We start from the raw sequence: 15,818 nt of genomic DNA, 5'->3' as shown, positions 1-15,818 counted from the left end.
CGACTATTACTCGGTGACTCGAACCGTGTTAAGGAATTCGCAATGGCTGATGGACCGCTCGTAGGTTTTCGGATTCTCGATTTGACCGCTGTGATCTCGGGGCCGTTTTGCACCCAGTTGCTCGGCGATTTGGGCGCCGACGTGGTCAAGATCGAACCACCGGAGGGCGACTCGATGCGCCGTCTCGGGCGTCCGGCCAAGAACGGCGTCACCGCCGCGTTTCTGAATTTCAATCGCAACAAACGCAGCATCGTGATCGACATCAAGAAGGAGCACGGGCGCGATCTCGTCCGCCGCCTCGCGGTGAAGGCGGACGCGTTGGTCGAGAACAATCGTCCCGGCGTGGCGGATCGGCTCGGCATCGGCTACGCAGACATCCGGCGCGCGAATCCGAAAATCGTTTATTGCTCGATTTGTGGCTTCGGCCCGAAAGGCCGGATGGCCAATCATCCCGCGTACGATCCCGTCATCCAGGGCTACTCCGGCATGGCGTTCGTGCAGGGCGGCAAAAGTGAAAAGCCTACTTCGGTGAAGATGGCGCTGGCCGACAAGATCAGCGGGATGACTGCGGCGCTCTCGGTTGTCAGCGCGTTGCACGCGGCGCGCGCGCGCGGCGTCGGCCAGTACATCAGGGTGCCGATGCTCGAGGCGATGATGGCGTTCTCCGCCAACGATTCCATCTACGGCTACACTTTCGTGCCCGAGGACGAATACAAATCGCAGGCGCCGAAATCGACCACGCTCGACCCGTTCAAAACCAAAGACGGATGGCTGACGATCGCGCCCTTTACCGACGCGCAGAATCAGCGGTTATGCGAGGCGGTCGGCCATCCTGAATGGTGGGCCGACGCGGCCGACAAAGTAGAGCGCGGACGCAACATGATGCGCGGTCTCGCGAAACTTTTCCTCGAACGCACCACCGCCGAATGGCTGCCGATTATCGAGCAGGCCGACGTTCCGTGCGGCCCGGTGCACAATTACGAGACGCTGTTCACCGACGAAGAGATCGTCGCGAACGATTGCTTCGCCATCTACGAGCATCCGCAAGTCGGATCGGTCCGCACAGTGAATCCGGGCGCGCGCTTCACCGAAACGCCGATGAAGATGTGGCGCATCCCGCCGAGGCTCGGCGAGCATACCGACGAAATTCTGCGCGAGGCTGGAATCGAGAAATCCCAGGTCGAGGAACTGCGCTCGACGAAAGTGATCGTCTAGTCGATTTTCGACTTGACGAACATCTCCGGTTCGCGCGAGCGCAGCCACTCGAGACCGCGATACATGTAGTGAATCCCCGACCCGGCTGTCACCGCGACCGTCGCGATCAATAGCGCACTGAAGTACTGCGGCCATCGGTCATCGACGCGCGCGAGCACCGCGATCACGCATCCAAGCTGGAAGAACGTGCTGAGTTTGCCAAGATAGCTGGGCCGCACCGGAATTCGCTCGCCGGTGAAGAACGAGAGCATCAGGTAGCCGACCGCGATCGTCACGTCGCGAATCGCGACCACGCTCAGCAGGTAGCCGGGGAACTGATTTTCAACCGTCAGCACCACGAATGCCGACACCAGCATCAGCTTGTCGGCGAACGGATCGAGAAACGCGCCCAACTCGGTCCGCGAATTGAAAAGCCGCGCGACGGCGCCGTCGAGCGCGTCTGTTACCGCCGCGGCGGCGAACACATACAACGCGGCGGTGTACCGATCGCGGCTCAGCAGCGTGAGGAAAATCGGAATCGATCCAAGCCGGCATAGCGTCAGAAAATTCGGAATGTTCAGCAGATGGATGAACGAATCTGCCCGCTTGATATTCCGCGCGTCGGCGATCTTATGCGATGGTGCTGCCATGATTCTGCGGCGACTCGACCGCCGCCTTTCGGAGCCGTCCGGCGACGGGCGCACTGACCCGCGCGCGCATCGAAACCAGCCCGTCGGTGTATTCTTCGCTTAGCACTTCTCCGTCGCGCCGCGCCATTGCCAGCAAATCGCCGCGGCCGGCCGGAAACGTCACCGAGATTTCCTCGCGCGAGCCCGTCAGCTGCCGCGCAATCGCCGCGAGCAACTCGTCGAGCCCGTCCGAGTTCTTGGCGGATATCGAAATCGAATCGTGCGCGCCCGCGCGGCGCGGCGCATCGCCGAGGAGATCAGCCTTGTTCATCACGATCAAACGCGGCACCGCGCCCGCGCCGATTTCCTCCAGCACCTGATCGACGATCGCCATCCGCTCCGGCGCGAGCGGCGAGCTCGCATCGACCACGTGCAGCAGCATCGTCGCCGTGCGCACCTCTTCGAGCGTCGCCTTGAACGCGTCGATCAGCATGTGCGGCAGGCGATGAATAAATCCCACCGTATCGACCAGCATCACGTTCATCTTGCCGGGCAGCTTGAGCCGCCGAATCGTCGGGTCGAGCGTCGAGAACGGGCGATTCGCGGTTTCGACGCCCGCGTCAGTGAGTGCGTTCATCAGCGTCGATTTGCCGGAGTTCGTGTAGCCGACCAGCGCGACGGTAGGGTAGGGCGCCTCGAGCCGCCGGCGTCGTTGAATCGCGCGCGTGCGTTCGACTTCGCGGAGCCGCGCACGCAGCCGCGTGAGGCGTTCGCGCAAACGGCGCCGATCGACTTCAAGCTGCGTTTCGCCCGGTCCGCGCGTGCCGACTCCTCCTCCGCCCGCGCCGCCGCCACGGACTCGCGAAAGATGCGACCATTGGCGCGTAAGCCGCGGCTGCAGATAACTGAGCTGCGCGATTTCGACTTGCAGCTTGCCCTCGAGCGTGCGCGCGCGCTGCGCAAAAATATCCAGGATGAGCTGGCTGCGATCGATCACGCGGAGCTTGAGCTCGTTCTCGAGATTGCGCGCCTGCGCGGGACTGAGCGCGTCGTCGAAAATCGCGACATTGGCGCCCTTGTCTTGCGCGAGTTGATGCACCTCGGCCGCTTTGCCTTTGCCGATAAAAGTGCGCGGGTCGGGCGCCTTCAGGCGCTGGCGCACGGTCGCAGCGACTTCGGCGCCGGCGCTCTCGGTCAAGGATTTCAGTTCTTCGAGTGATTCATCGCTGCCGATTCCGACCTCGGAACCCAGTTCGATTCCGACCAGGATGGCGCGTTCGTGATGCTCGTTCGATACGTCGTGCAAATTTGCCAGTTGATATTCCTCGCGCTTCGATGATCACTCTGATTCTATCAGAAACCGCCGATCCCATCGACGCTGCCACCGCATCGACGCGAAGACCGTCATTGAGCGTCGATTGTCTAATGGTGACTGTGCTTTATACAGGGAAGGAGGGCAGCATGATCACTTTGACACGAGAAGATTGGTGCGAAATCTACTATGCGCTCGAAGCGAAATCGCTGGCATTGAGGCAGGGCAAATATGGGCCGGAAGATGAACCCGGCCAGGACGCCGAATGGATTGCCCATCTCGAGGCAGTAAAAAAAACGATCGGCCCCGACGGCACGATTGCCGCAACCGCAGGGGTCGACCGCAGCAAATAACACGTTGAAAAGAGCTGCCGCCACGATAGCGCGTTTTCAAGTCCAAGATGGCTGATACGATCGATCGAAAATGCAGGAGGCGCTTAGGCTGCCACGCGACGGATCTCTTCCGCCATCAGGCTGACGGCTTCGGCTACGACACGGGTCGAAAGCGGAAAGGCGACGAGAATCAGTTCGACGCGTCTCTCTGTCAAAGGCAGTGACGCTCGATGGACCAGACGATTGCGGGCGCGAAGCGATAGCCAGCGTTCTTCGTTGCAGGGATAAGCAAGACAAACCAGAGCCTTGGGCGTTCGCGCGACTGTCGAATAGGCGAGCACCTGCAGGAGGTCGGCACGATGACGTTCGCGGAGCGCATCTTCTAAATCGCTCCAACGCCGCTCTTGCATATCCTCCCAGTGCTCTTTGTATTTCGCGTCGACGATTACCGTAGTGTCGCCGCGCTCGATGACGAGATCAGGAATTAGAGATTTCTGTGAGCCGAGGTAGGGAGGATCCCAGTTGAGCGGCACGACCGTTTGCCGCTCGCGGCCGCTTCGTAGTTGGCCACCGATCCGACGCACAACATGCGACATGAGTGTCTCGACCCAAGCCTCAAAGAATTGCTCCATGGACATTGCCCAGGGTAGCCCTTGGAGATCGCTGAGGCCGGCAAGTCCCCGTTCTTCAGCGGTCCACTCGATCGCCTCGACACCGCGACGAAATACATCCGTGCTCAGCGTACTCCGTTGCCAGAGCAGAAATGTTGTCGGAAGCGGTGCACGTGGAGCGACGTCAAGGACTTGACCAACTAAACCGCGGCACATCTCGATCAACTCCCGGACAAACGAACCGGCGATACGCTGCGATTCAAGGGAACGTAGTTGCTTCTCCAGAGCGAAACGGATTGCAGACCGCAAATTCCGATCCTTCTGTAGCTCCGGGAACCTGCACGGAACCTCGAGGAATCGGGCACGGCTCATTTGGCGATTAAGATACCGGCCCCAGTCAATCGTGCCTCTCGGTGATGAGCGTTCTTCGCTGGTGATCTCGAACCGGCGCTCCAACTGTTCGAGGAGCCCTTTCAGCCGGAACAATACAATCGTCGAAAGCACCCAAGGAGGCACGCGACGCTCGGAGCGCGGCAACAATGGCATCGACAACGGCGCGGGAATCACGCGCCAGCCTGTCGCGCCCAGGATCGGACCAATCCCGGGCCAGTCGAACCGCGGGCGAACCACCAATCCGTAATCGTGTCGTCCGCTAGTCGGAGAAATTAGTGGAATCGCCCCTATGCAGGTGCCGGCGCGGATGTCCAATTCAATGTCAGAGTTCCTGTAGTGCGGCTCAACGACTAAATCTAGTTGGCGGAGTGCAGTTTGATTTAGGTCCACGAACTGGTCGGCGAGCCGCGCGATCTGCGGCGATGGATCGCGAGACGGTTGGCCTCGGAGCAAGAAGCGCGCGGAGATTCGAGTTACCGCAGAGTCCTTCGCTTCGAAGCAACGCTGCTCAAGCGTCGCTGGCTCTGCAAGCGAATAGGTCCGCTGTCGGCGCCGACCGCGCACGCTCTTGGTAACGGGGCTCACTGCGAATCGATCCATTGCAAGTAGGAGCGCACCGCCTCCGCGAACGACGAAACGTATCCTTGTTCTAGGTAGTCCTCCAGCAGCGGCTTCAGCGTCGTCTCGAGCCGTTTGCGCGCCTTTTGCACATTCGACTCCAGAAAATATGAATGACCCGGAACTAAGTTCATCGCATCTTCGGTCGCGTGGTCAACAAAAATTGAGAGCAGGCGTTGGAACGCCTCCTTCATAAGGTCACATCCCTCGCTCTCAACCACCGATATCTGCGGCCAGAGCTTAGTGAATGCAAAGCGGCGCCTAATCGCGATGTCCACGATCGCGAGACTGCGGTCCGAAGTATTCATGGTGCCGAGTATGTGTAGGTTGTCAGGCAGTGAAAGTCGGTTCCCGGTCGGCGGTTCGAATTCGTAGGGTAGATCGATTAGGCGTCGTTCCAAGTCATCCGGCTCAAGCAAATAAATCGCCTCGCCGAGGACCTTCGACAAATCAGCGCGATTTATCTCGTCGATATGGAGCAAATATTTTCCGCTCGAAGCGCGAGCTTGCTCGGCGGCTTGGGTCAGGAAGCCCTTATGCGGCGCGAATTGAAATCCCAGGCTATCGGACGAGGTTCTTGGTGCAAGCCCGCCGACGAAGTTCTCGTAAGTTGTATTAGCGTGAAATTGAATGGTCCTGCCGCGGTCATGGTATTCCGTCGAGATCAACTTGCGCGCCATGTGCGTTTTACCGGTTCCCGGGGGACCTTGCAGAATCACGTAGTGGCGTTCGTTCAGAAGTTCAGCGACGGCATCGTTTGAAACTTGTGGCATCAGGTAATGGAACCAGCGCGTCCGAATCTCATGTGCATCTGCCTCGAAGCGGGTGAGCGGACCAATGCCTCGTTCCGCAAACATCAGGTCTAGAAATGCGGTTAACGCTCCCAAGGTCTGATTCTTGTCGGAACCCGGCTCGTAGATGGCGTACAGAACGTGGCCATACTTTCCTATCGCTCTCGAGTAATTGCCGAACTCATCGGCGACCTCCGAAGGAATGCGTTGATCCAAGCGAGTCGGGTCGTGCTTTGACCACGCGACGAGTTTTCTTTGCCCGCTGTTCAGCCAAGCGCAAACTGCTGCTGCTTTCCGTGCATGCCCGGGACGCCCCAAAATCTCTTCGTCCGGAGCAAGGCCGCTAGTCCCGACCACGAGCGAGATCAGGCAAGGCGCGTCGTCGCCCGGAAAAACGGCAAGCGAGGTCCCGCCATACGGTCCAGTACTGGGATTGCTAGGATGAATGAGCGCCGCGAATGGTACGATTCCCTCCTTATCCTCTGAAGGCGCCGGTCCACGCAGGGTCACATGCCGCTTCGCACTGTCCGGATAGCGGCCGCCGTCTCCTCCGAAAATAGCTTCGAACCCAGCTTTGAACTTCTCCGGCCAGGCGTTCGAATAACCTCGCTCTAGAATCGCGCTAACCAGCTTGTCGGCCCACATTTTTCCCCCGGCAGTCGCATCTCGAAGATCAACAGAGAGTTACACTACGATTGGCAAGGCTGCGGCTCTAGCGCAGTTCGATGGAGCCGGGGGAGAGGATTTGCTCGAGGTCGGCGACGAACGACTCGGTCGGCGTCACGCGATAGCTGTCGCCGAGCAGCATCACCGCCTCGCGACCGTCGTCGAGCCCGAGATACAGGTAGGCGAGCGATTTGCCCCGATACTGCGAGAGCTTGTTTTTCAGCGCGTCGAGTCCGCCGTTATCGAGCAGGCTCAGCGGCGCCCGGATTCGCACCTCGCGCACCGATTCGACCAGCGCCGAATCGAGCGGCACCAGGCTCTCGATAATTATCTGCGCCCGCTCGTCATCGACGTCGAGCTTGCCGCGCGCAACCACCGGCTCGTCGCCCATGATGATTGCCTCGAAGCGCTGATAAGTCTCCGACCACGCGATCGCCTCGACCGCGCCGGCGCGATCTTCCAGCGAGAAAGTTGCGTAGCGCTTGCCGGATTTGTTGTTCTTCAGCTTGACCGCGTGGATCACGCCGGCGATTTGCACCTGGCTGCCGTCGGGCGCGCCGGCCAAATCGTTGGTCGTGAGCTTGCCGATTCGCGCGAGTTCGCGATCGTACTTATCCAGCGGATGCGCCGTGATGTAGAAGCCGAGCGCTTCCTTTTCGTTCTTCAGTTTTTCGCGCGCGTCCCATTCGGGAATAGGTTCGCGCGCGGGCATTTTCGGCAATTTCACCGCGCCGCCGAAAAGCCCGATCTGATTTTTTTCCGCGTCGCTCTGCGCCTTCTGCGCAATTTTGATCGCTTGCTCCGCTTGCGCCATCAGCGCCGCCCGCGCGATTCCGTGCGAGTCGAACGCGCCGCACTTGATAAGCGCGTCGAGCACGCGGCGACTTACCAGTTGAGTGCCGACTCTCAGACAAAAATCCGCGAGGCCCTCGAACGGACCGCTCGCCTCGCGCTCCGCAATAATCGCCTGGGCCGGCTTGGCGCCGACGCCGCGAATCGCCGCCAGCCCGAATCGAATCGCGCCATCGGTGACCGCAAACTTGACCCGGCTCTGATTCACATCGGGCGGCAGAATCGCGATCTTCATCTCGCGCAGCGCCGCGATATTCTTGTAGGTCTTGTCCACGTCGTCCATGTCGAGCGACATCAGCGCCGCCATGAACTCGCGCGGGAAATGCGCCTTTAAGTAGGCCGTCGTGTAAGTCGTGAGCGCATACGCGGCCGCGTGCGAGCGGTTGAATCCATACGACGCAAAGGTCTGGATTTTCTCGAAGATCGCTTCCGCCTGCGCGTGCTTGACGCCGTTGGACTTGGCGCCTTCGACAAAGCGCACCCGCTCCTTCTCCATCACACTCTTGTTCTTCTTGCCCATCGCGGCGCGCAGGATATCCGCCTGCTCGAGCGTGTATCCGGCCAGCGCCTGCGCCGCGCGCATCACCTGTTCCTGATAAACGATGACGCCGTAGGTGTCGCGTAGCACTGGCTCCAGGAGCGGATGATCGTACTCGACCGGCTCCTTGCCGTGCTTGCGATCCACGTAGTGCTGGACCATCGTCTTGCCGTCTTCGATCGCGTCGAGCGGCCCCGGCCGAAAGAGCGAGCCCGCCGCGATCACGTCGTCGAAGCAGGTCGGCTTGAGTTCCGTGATGAACCGGCGCATCCCCGAACTTTCGAGCTGGAACACGCCGACGGTGTCGCCGCGCGAGAGCATCTTGTAGGTCTCGGGGTCGTCGAGTCCCAGGCGATTCAGGTCGGGCGCCACTTTCCCGCCCGCCTTGATCAGAGTGAGCGTATCGGTGATGAGCGTCAGATTCTTGAGCGCGAGAAAATCGAACTTGATAAGCCCGATCTCCTCGACGCCCTTCATCGAGTATTGCGTGATCGAAAGCGCGGCTTCGTCGCGTTCCTTATCGACGTAAAGTGGCACCAGGTCGGTGAGCGGCGCGTCGGAAATCACCACGCCGGCGGCATGGCGCGACGCGTGCCGCAGCAATCCTTCGAGCTTGAACGCGTAGTTGAAAAGGTCGGGATGATTTCTGCGCTCGGCTTTGAGGCGCGGCTCCATCTCGAGCGCATCGGCGAGCGGAAAATCGCGGCCCTGCTTGGGCGCGGGATAGAGCTTGACGATCTTGTCAGTCTCCGCGAACGACAACCCGAGCACGCGGCCAACATCGCGAATCGCCTGCTTGCCCTTGATCGTGCCGAACGTGATTATCTGCGCGACGCGATCGTCGCCATACTTCTTGCGCACGTATTCGAGCACTTCGTCGCGCCGCTCGAAGCAAAAATCCACGTCGATATCGGGCATCGACTTGCGCCCGGGATTCAGCCATCGCTCGAACAGCAATCGATGCTCGACGGGATCGACTTCGGTGATTCCGAGCGCATACGACACCAGCGAGCCGACCACCGAGCCGCGGCCTGGCCCGACCGGAATCCCGACGCTGCGCGCGTAGTTGATAAAGTCCGCGACAATCAGCATGTAGCCCGAAAATCCCATCTCGCGGATGACCGGGATTTCGCGATCGAGCCGCTCGACGTATTGCGCCTCATCGACATCGGTGCGCCGCGCTTGAATCTCAACGAGTCGCGCCGCCAGGCCTTTGCGCGCGAGCGCTTCCATCTCGGCGTCGAGGTCCACGCCCGGGCCCGCCTTGAACACCGGAAAATGAAACTTGCCGAATTCAAAATCGAAATCGACGCGCCGCGCGATCTCGACGCTGTTGCGGAGTTCCTCAGAGTCGGCGCCGAACGCCGCCGCCATTTCCTCCGGCGTTTTGACGTACAGCTCGTCAGTGTCGAAGCGCCAGCGCGTTTCGTCCGACAGCACTTTGCCGGTCTGGATACAGAGCAGCACCTCGTGCGCCTTGGCGTCGTCGCGATGCAGATAATGGCAATCGTTGGTCGCGACCAGCGGCAGGCCGACGGATTTGCCGATTTCGCGCAATGCTTCGTTGTACGGCGAATGCAGTTTGTTGTCCTGCAACTCGAGGTAGTAGCGGCCGGGGAACATCTTCGCGTAGGCCTCGGCGGTTTCGCGCGCCTTGTCCATCCGATCGGCGCGGAGCCATCGCGCGAGTTCGCCCGAGAGACATCCAGAGAGCGCGATTATCCCGCCGGACAGCTCGGCGAGGATCTCCTTGTCGATGCGCGGTTTGTAGTAGAGGCCGTCCTGGTACGCGGTCGTCAGCAGCTTGCAGAGATTGCGATAGCCTTCGCGATTCTGGGCGAGAAGGATGAGGTGAAAATTGCCGCCGCCGTCGAAGTCGTCGCTGCGCGGCGCCTGGCTCCGATCGGTGCGCTTGCCCGGCGCAAGGTACGCCTCGCATCCGATGATCGGTTTGATCCCCGCCGCCTTGGCCTTCTGATAGAACTCGACCGCGCCGAACATGTTGCCATGATCGGTCATCGCGATCGCTTCCATCCCGGACGCCTTGGCGTGTTCGATCAGCGGCCCGATTTTGTTCGCGCCGTCGAGCAGGCTGTACTGCGTGTGAACGTGAAGATGGACGAAACTCATAACGCCAGCCCCCTCCGCCATCGGCCCGGCGCACGCGACGCCGAGCCCGCCCCCAATCCGACCCGCGCGCATCGACGTATCGATCGCGCGCGCGAGGCGTACTACTTCTTCTTCGCCGCCTCGGGCTTCTTGCCGCCCTTGTCGTCGGCCTCTTTCGCGCCAGCTTCCGCCGCGGGCGCAGCGCCGGCTTCCGCCGCGGCGCCTTCGACCACCGCGCCTTCGACCGCCTCGGCCGCGACCGGTACCGCAATCTCGGCGACGGTCGGCGGCAGCACCGTGACGACCGGATAATCGGTGTCGAAGATCGGCTTCACGTTGCCGGAGAACTTCACCGTCGAAATGTGAATGACGTCGTGAATATCGACGTCGGTGACATCGACTTCGATCGCGTCGGGAATCTCGAGCGGCAAGCATTCGACGGTCGCGGTGCGCTCGAGTGGCGCGAGGATTCCGCCGTTCGCGAGTCCCTTCGCCTTGCCGACAAACTTGAACGCAATTTCGACCCGCAGCGGCCGATTCAGATCGACCTCGTAAAGATCCGCGTGCAGAATTTCGCCCGAGACCGGCGCGCGCTGCACGTCTTTGAAGATCACGTGTCTGCCGTCGAGATCCGCGGTGCTCGACTTGAGCTTGATCAATCGCACGTGCGCCGCCGCCGAAACTCTCGCTTTCAACTCGATACGATCAACCGTGACCGCGGTCGCCTTGGTCGTCGGGCCGTAAAGAACGGCCGGGATTCGCCCCTGCCGCCGCAGCGCATTCGATTGCCCCTTGGGGCGGGTCGTCCGTATCTCGCAGGCTAGTTCACCGGTCTCCATGGTCTTCCTCGCTTCAGGCTCGCGCGCTCAGTTGAAGAGCGAACTAACCGATTCCTCATTATGAATTCGCTTGACTGCTTCCGCCAGCAGACTGCCCACCGAGAGCACCTTCAGCTTGGTCAACTCGGCCTGGGTCTTGGCGCGCAGCGGGATAGTGTTGGTCGTGATGATCTCCGTGATGTGCGATTTGTTCAGCCGGTCGCACGCCGGATCGGACAAAATCGGATGCGTCGCGCAGGCGATCACTTCGCTCGCGCCGGCGTTCGCGACGACCTTGGCGGCCTCGGTGATCGTGCCGGCGGTATCGATCATGTCGTCCACCAGCAGCGCGATCGAATCCTTAACTTCGCCGACCAGTTGCATCTCGGCGATTTGGCTCGCGCGCTGCCGCCGCTTGTCGATAATCGCGAGGTTCGCGTTGAGCCGCCGCGCAAACGCGCGCGCCCGTTCGACTCCGCCCGCGTCGGGCGATACCACCGAAACGCGAGCGCCGTCCACGCGCTTGCGCAGATAGTTGATCAGCACCGGCATCGCGTAAAGGTTGTCCACCGGGATATTGAAGAAGCCCTGGATTTGCCCCGCGTGCAGATCGACCGTGAGCACGCGATGCACTCCTGCGGTCGTGATCAGATCCGCGACGACCTTCGCGCTGATCGGTACGCGCGGCGCAACCTTGCGATCCTGCCGCGAGTAGCCGAAGTACGGAATCACCGCCGTGATACGTCCCGCCGACGCGCGCCGAAGCGCATCGCTGATCAGCAGCAACTCCATCAGATTTTCATTGGGCGGGGAGCAGATCGACTGGATTACGAAGCAATCGCCGCCGCGCACGTTCTCGCGAATCTCGACCATCACTTCGCCGTCGGGGAAGCGGCCAACTTCGGCTTCACCGAGTTTCACGCCCAGATGCTCGGCGACCTCGCGCGCGAGCGCTGGGTTGGAGTTCCCGGTGAATACATCGAGCTGGTTCTTGACCCGTTCCGACATCGTCTGTTCCTCTGGTTCGCGACCGGTCCGTCATCCTCCAAAAGCTTAAGCGCCCGCGCGATTATTGGCTGGGCGGGAAGGACTCGAACCTTCGAATGCCAGGTCCAAAGCCTGGTGCCTTACCAACTTGGCGACCGCCCAGCATGCGCGATTTCTAAAATCTACTTCCTCTCCGCGCCCGAAATTTGCCGCAGGCTCACCGACTTGTCATCGGTCCAAGTCCAAACAATTCCGCCCCGCTAATCCGCCATTTGCGGACCAAGCTACGATCGTAACGCGAACGTGCCCGGAATTCCCGCTCAGTACGCCACCAGCATGCGGGATCAGCGATGTTATTGATGCGGTTTTTTGCTGTCAATGCGCGCGTCATCGGATGTTAACAGACTTTCGTGTTGAGCACTGTAATGCATCCCTTCAAGTTTCCCGATTCCGTCCTTTCTATCCTATTACTAACAGCGCGTAGCGCGCATCTTTACTCATAGCGATTCGGCCCTCCGGCCCGAATCGGCTTCGCGCAACGGGAAGCCCGAAACCTGCGTGAGGTTTCGGAAAATTCTGCTCCGACGCGATGCTGGCCTCGGTCACTGCCAGCCCGCATCGACAGTGCGCCCCGACCCGACCGTCGCCGCGGGCATCCGCTTGCGCGCCTGCTCGGCGGCGCGATCCGCCGATTCCTGATCGTCGAAGATGCCGAAAACGGCGCCGCCGCTGCCGCTCATCTGCGATGCGCGCGCGCCCAATTCTTCAAGTAGAGCTTTAATTCGACCGATTTCCGGGAATTGCGCGATCGCGACGGCGGCGAGATCGTTCACCGTAATCGACGGCGATATCTCGTTGCGAAGAATTGCCGCGATATCGGCGTCCGGCGCAGGTCCGCTCCATCCTGACGGCTGGAGCGATCGAAAAATGCTCGCCGTCGCGACTTCGAACGGCGGCACCGCGAACACGATCGGCAGAGTGGGGACGTCATCCAAAGGCGTCAGCACTTGGCCGATTCCCGTCACGCGGGACGGACGCGGATCGAGGAAAAATGGCACATCGGCGCCAAGTGCCAGCGCGATTCGATGAAGCCGTGGCGCGGCATCGACGCCGATTCCCGCCGCGCGCGCCATCATCCGCAGCACAGCTCCCGCATCGCTCGAGCCGCCGCCGAGGCCTGCGCCGATCGGGATATGCTTCGCCAGATCGATCCGCACCTGCGCCTTCAGCCCGAACTCCTCGACAAACCCTCGCGCCGCGCGAGTCGCGAGATCGATTCCCGACGCAGCCAACGCCGGGACGTTGCAATTGAGCGCGATCGAGGTCGCGGCGGCGTCGCGAATCTCGAGGCGGATTTCATCGGCGAGCGAAATCGGCAGGAACACCGAATCGAGTTCGTGATAGCCGTCGGCGCGCCGCCCGGTCACGCGCAGGAACAGATTGATCTTCGCGCACGCGCGCTCTGACAGCACTTCAAGCATCACTTCAAGATCGCGCAAGACGTCAAGATCGCGCCGTCAATGATGCACATGGGATGGTTCGCTCGGTCGCTTGAACGGCCGCCGCGAATCGCGCTGGATCACGCCGATAAAACCCGCCAGCGTGAGCATCAGGCCGCTCAGCACCATCACGCGCCCGGCCAGGAACGCGGCGTGATAGAAATCCATCCGCGCCGTCGCGTATGAAGTCTGATGCCCCCGTTCCGAGAACGGCGCGAGTACGGCGCCGCCGGCGCCCGCCTCGAGTTCGTCGAAGCTGCGATAGTCGGTGACCGTCCCCGCTTTCGCGCGCGCCGCGATCATCCGGCTGTAGATCTGCGTCCGCTGCAGTCCGATCGCCCAGTTACCGGCGCCGAGCATGACCAGCGCGAGGCCGACCACGATTTTCCAATCGGTATAAACGTCCGGCAGCTTCACTCAACAGTCGAGAGTAGGGTGCGCGTGCGGCGAAAACAATGCCGCGCGCATCGCCGCCTGCGGTTCACGGAAAATTTGTTGCGCGCCCTGAACGCAAGCAGATATCATGAGGGTTCAAACCGGCCCGCTGACAAGATATACGATGACTTCCGATTCCCTACCGAATCCCGCCGCGGCTCCGCAGCCCGAAGGCACCGATCTGAACGCGATGCTCGCGCGGTTCGAGCGCGGCGACTTGCGCATCCGCGACCTCGCGCGCCTGATTACCAAGGTCGAGAATCGTTCGGCCGATTCGAGCACGATCATCGAGCGAATCTACGCGAAGACCGGGCACGCACAGGTGGTCGGAATCACCGGGCCTCCGGGCGCCGGAAAATCGACGCTGATCAATCGTCTGATAGCTCTGTATCGCGGACTCGGCAAAAAAATCGCCATCCTCGCGATCGATCCGTCGAGTCCGTTCTCCGGCGGCGCAGTGCTCGGCGACCGCGTCCGGATGACCGATCACTACAAGGACGAGGGCGTCTATATCCGCAGCCTGTCATCGCGCGGCAGCCACGGGGGTTTAAGCCGCGCGGCGCGCGAGATCGTCAAACTGCTCGACGCTTTCGGCAACGACGTGATCATCATCGAGACTGTCGGCGTAGGCCAGACCGAGCTTGCAATCATGGACCTCGCCGATACGACGGTCGTCGTCACGGTGCCCGAAGGCGGCGATAGCGTGCAGATGATGAAGGCCGGCCTCAACGAGATCGCCGATATCTTCGTGGTCAACAAGGCCGACCGCGAAGGCGCCGATCGCATCAAGGCGGAACTCGAACTGAGCGTGCATCTGCGCGGCGGCGACGGATGGCGCGCGCCGGTGCTGCTGACGCAGGCTGCCGCGGATCGCGGCGTGGACAAAGTGGTCGAGGCAATCGCGGAGCATCGCGAGTACCTGCGCGAGCATACCGACGCGGCGCGCGAGGCCGACCGCCGCACGCGCGAGTTCGTCGAAGTATTGAGCGCTGAGCTGGAAGAGCGTGCGATACGCACAGTCGCCGACGGCGGCGTTTCGGATGTCGTCAGCGAAGTGCGCCGCGGCAAGCTCAATCCATACAGCGCGGTGCGCCGGATAATCGAGGATCGCAGCTCATTGGACGAACTACTGCTCAACGGCAAATCGAATCGCCGCGGTGGCTCGCGATGACCGCGCGCCGCAACCCTAAACTCGACGGACGCCTGTTCGCGATCGGCGACATCCACGGATGCCCCGACGAGCTGCGCGCAATCCTCAAAGCGATCGCGCCGGCCGCCGGCGACACGGTCGTGTTCGTCGGCGACTACGTCGATCGCGGTCCGTCGGCGCGCGACGTCGTCGAGATAGCGCTCGAGCTCGAAAAAGGTCCGGCGGAGTGTGTGTTCCTGAAGGGCAATCACGAGGACATGATGATGTCGTTTCTCGGCAAGCCGGGAAATTACGGCGAGTCGTTCCTCTTTAACGGCGGCATCGCGACGCTCGACAGCTACGGGCTCCGCGAAGGCGACCTGGAAAACGCTGCCGAGCGGCTGCCCGGCCGCCACATGGATTTCATGAGCCGGCTCGCGGTCAGCTATTTGCGCCCGCCGTATCTGTTCGTCCACGCCGGCATCATGCCGACCCGCCAGCTCGAGGAGCAGCAGACCGAAGACATGCTGTGGATTCGCCAGGAGTTCATTTTCAATCCTCATCGAATCGACGCGACGGTGGTGTTCGGGCATACGCCGATGCGCGGCGTGATGATCGATCTGCCGTACAAACTCGGAATCGACACCGGGCTGGTGTACGGCGGCAAGCTGACCTGCGTCGAGTTCAACGAAGGCGTGCTGTATCAGATTCAGCGCGGGCACAAGCAGGTCAAGACGCGGAGTATCCCGCTGGCGTAGCGCCGATTCGGCATCGAGCGCGCTCTTTCGCGGCGCAATCGCGCACGCTACATTTGACGATTCCCGGTGGCGACGTAGCTCAGTTGGTTAGAGCATGCGGCTCATATCCGCAGTGTCGTAGGTTCGACTCCTACCGTCGCCACCAAC

13 protein-coding genes and 2 tRNA genes are annotated in these 15,818 nt (G+C 61.4%); 5 read left to right on the top strand and 10 right to left on the bottom strand.

The window, feature by feature from the left end; all coding sequences use genetic code 11:
• Positions 1-42 precede the first annotated feature (42 nt).
• Positions 43-1,215 (top strand): CaiB/BaiF CoA-transferase family protein, encoded by a 1,173-nt coding sequence (locus Q7S58_RS05020; RefSeq protein WP_304821476.1) that lies wholly within the window; start codon positions 43-45, stop codon positions 1,213-1,215.
• Here Q7S58_RS05020 and Q7S58_RS05015 read toward each other — a convergent pair.
• Positions 1,212-1,844 carry a CDP-alcohol phosphatidyltransferase family protein gene (locus Q7S58_RS05015; protein ID WP_304821474.1) on the bottom strand — a complete coding sequence of 211 codons (633 nt, stop codon included), beginning with the start codon at positions 1,842-1,844 and terminating at the stop codon, positions 1,212-1,214. The two genes, Q7S58_RS05020 and Q7S58_RS05015, sit on opposite strands and share 4 nt — an antisense overlap.
• Complete coding sequence (gene hflX, locus Q7S58_RS05010; RefSeq protein WP_304821472.1) at positions 1,825-3,129, bottom strand: GTPase HflX; 1,305 nt, start codon at positions 3,127-3,129, stop codon at positions 1,825-1,827. The genes Q7S58_RS05015 and hflX overlap by 20 nt, the downstream gene beginning before the upstream one ends.
• Before the next feature lie 29 nt (positions 3,130-3,158).
• Between hflX and Q7S58_RS05005 the strand changes: the two genes are divergently transcribed.
• A complete protein-coding gene (locus tag Q7S58_RS05005) occupies positions 3,159-3,488 on the top strand; it encodes a hypothetical protein (RefSeq protein ID WP_304821470.1) in 330 nt (109 codons plus the stop codon).
• 83 nt (positions 3,489-3,571) lie between these two features.
• On the opposite strand, the gene Q7S58_RS05000 is transcribed toward Q7S58_RS05005, so the two are convergent.
• The 8 genes from Q7S58_RS05000 to Q7S58_RS04965 form a co-directional block, all read right to left on the bottom strand.
• Positions 3,572-4,786 carry a hypothetical protein gene (locus Q7S58_RS05000; RefSeq protein ID WP_304821468.1) on the bottom strand — a complete coding sequence of 405 codons (1,215 nt, stop codon included), beginning with the start codon at positions 4,784-4,786 and terminating at the stop codon, positions 3,572-3,574.
• Between the two features lie 266 nt (positions 4,787-5,052).
• A complete protein-coding gene (locus Q7S58_RS04995) occupies positions 5,053-6,525 on the bottom strand; it encodes an McrB family protein (RefSeq protein ID WP_304821466.1) in 1,473 nt (490 codons plus the stop codon).
• A gap of 67 nt (positions 6,526-6,592) precedes the next feature.
• Positions 6,593-10,138: a DNA polymerase III subunit alpha gene (dnaE, locus tag Q7S58_RS04990; RefSeq protein WP_304821464.1), complete on the bottom strand. Its 3,546-nt coding sequence runs from the start codon at positions 10,136-10,138 to the stop codon at positions 6,593-6,595.
• Positions 10,139-10,167: 29 nt separating this feature from the next.
• Positions 10,168-10,884 (bottom strand): 50S ribosomal protein L25, encoded by a 717-nt coding sequence (locus Q7S58_RS04985; protein WP_304821462.1) that lies wholly within the window; start codon positions 10,882-10,884, stop codon positions 10,168-10,170.
• Between the two features lie 27 nt (positions 10,885-10,911).
• On the bottom strand, positions 10,912-11,871 hold the full coding sequence (locus Q7S58_RS04980) for a ribose-phosphate pyrophosphokinase (RefSeq protein ID WP_304821460.1): 960 nt from the start codon (positions 11,869-11,871) through the stop codon (positions 10,912-10,914).
• Between the two features lie 65 nt (positions 11,872-11,936).
• Positions 11,937-12,012 (bottom strand) — tRNA-Gln (locus tag Q7S58_RS04975).
• Between the two features lie 440 nt (positions 12,013-12,452).
• Complete coding sequence (locus tag Q7S58_RS04970; protein ID WP_304821458.1) at positions 12,453-13,349, bottom strand: 4-(cytidine 5'-diphospho)-2-C-methyl-D-erythritol kinase; 897 nt, start codon at positions 13,347-13,349, stop codon at positions 12,453-12,455.
• An 18-nt stretch (positions 13,350-13,367) separates the two neighbouring features.
• Complete coding sequence (locus Q7S58_RS04965) at positions 13,368-13,766, bottom strand: hypothetical protein (protein ID WP_304821456.1); 399 nt, start codon at positions 13,764-13,766, stop codon at positions 13,368-13,370.
• Positions 13,767-13,908: 142 nt separating this feature from the next.
• Between Q7S58_RS04965 and meaB the strand changes: the two genes are divergently transcribed.
• The 3 genes from meaB to Q7S58_RS04950 all read left to right on the top strand — a co-directional run bounded on the left by meaB (position 13,909) and on the right by Q7S58_RS04950 (position 15,816).
• On the top strand, positions 13,909-14,955 hold the full coding sequence (gene meaB / locus Q7S58_RS04960) for a methylmalonyl Co-A mutase-associated GTPase MeaB (RefSeq protein WP_304821454.1): 1,047 nt from the start codon (positions 13,909-13,911) through the stop codon (positions 14,953-14,955).
• Positions 14,952-15,671, top strand: coding sequence for a metallophosphoesterase family protein (locus tag Q7S58_RS04955; protein WP_304821451.1), 720 nt, complete (start codon positions 14,952-14,954; stop codon positions 15,669-15,671). The genes meaB and Q7S58_RS04955 overlap by 4 nt, the downstream gene beginning before the upstream one ends.
• 68 nt (positions 15,672-15,739) lie before the next feature.
• Positions 15,740-15,816 (top strand) — tRNA-Met (locus tag Q7S58_RS04950).
• The last annotated feature ends 2 nt before the right edge of the window (positions 15,817-15,818 follow it).

This window comes from Candidatus Binatus sp., from assembly GCF_030646925.1.
Taxonomy (GTDB): domain Bacteria; phylum Desulfobacterota; class Binatia; order Binatales; family Binataceae; genus Binatus.
The sequence above is the reverse complement of the archived record's forward strand: the minus strand, read 5'-3'. Positions and strand labels throughout refer to the sequence as shown.

Coding starts and splice junctions, on each gene's coding strand:
- Q7S58_RS05020 (WP_304821476.1), top strand. CDS start 43: ATGGCTGATGGACCGCTCGTAGGTTTTCGGATTCTCGATTTGACCGCT.
- Q7S58_RS05015 (WP_304821474.1), bottom strand. CDS start 1,844: ATGGCAGCACCATCGCATAAGATCGCCGACGCGCGGAATATCAAGCGG.
- Q7S58_RS05005 (WP_304821470.1), top strand. CDS start 3,159: ATGATCACTCTGATTCTATCAGAAACCGCCGATCCCATCGACGCTGCC.
- Q7S58_RS04995 (WP_304821466.1), bottom strand. CDS start 6,525: ATGTGGGCCGACAAGCTGGTTAGCGCGATTCTAGAGCGAGGTTATTCG.
- dnaE (WP_304821464.1), bottom strand. CDS start 10,138: ATGCGCGCGGGTCGGATTGGGGGCGGGCTCGGCGTCGCGTGCGCCGGG.
- Q7S58_RS04985 (WP_304821462.1), bottom strand. CDS start 10,884: ATGGAGACCGGTGAACTAGCCTGCGAGATACGGACGACCCGCCCCAAG.
- Q7S58_RS04980 (WP_304821460.1), bottom strand. CDS start 11,871: ATGTCGGAACGGGTCAAGAACCAGCTCGATGTATTCACCGGGAACTCC.
- meaB (WP_304821454.1), top strand. CDS start 13,909: ATGACTTCCGATTCCCTACCGAATCCCGCCGCGGCTCCGCAGCCCGAA.
- Q7S58_RS04955 (WP_304821451.1), top strand. CDS start 14,952: ATGACCGCGCGCCGCAACCCTAAACTCGACGGACGCCTGTTCGCGATC.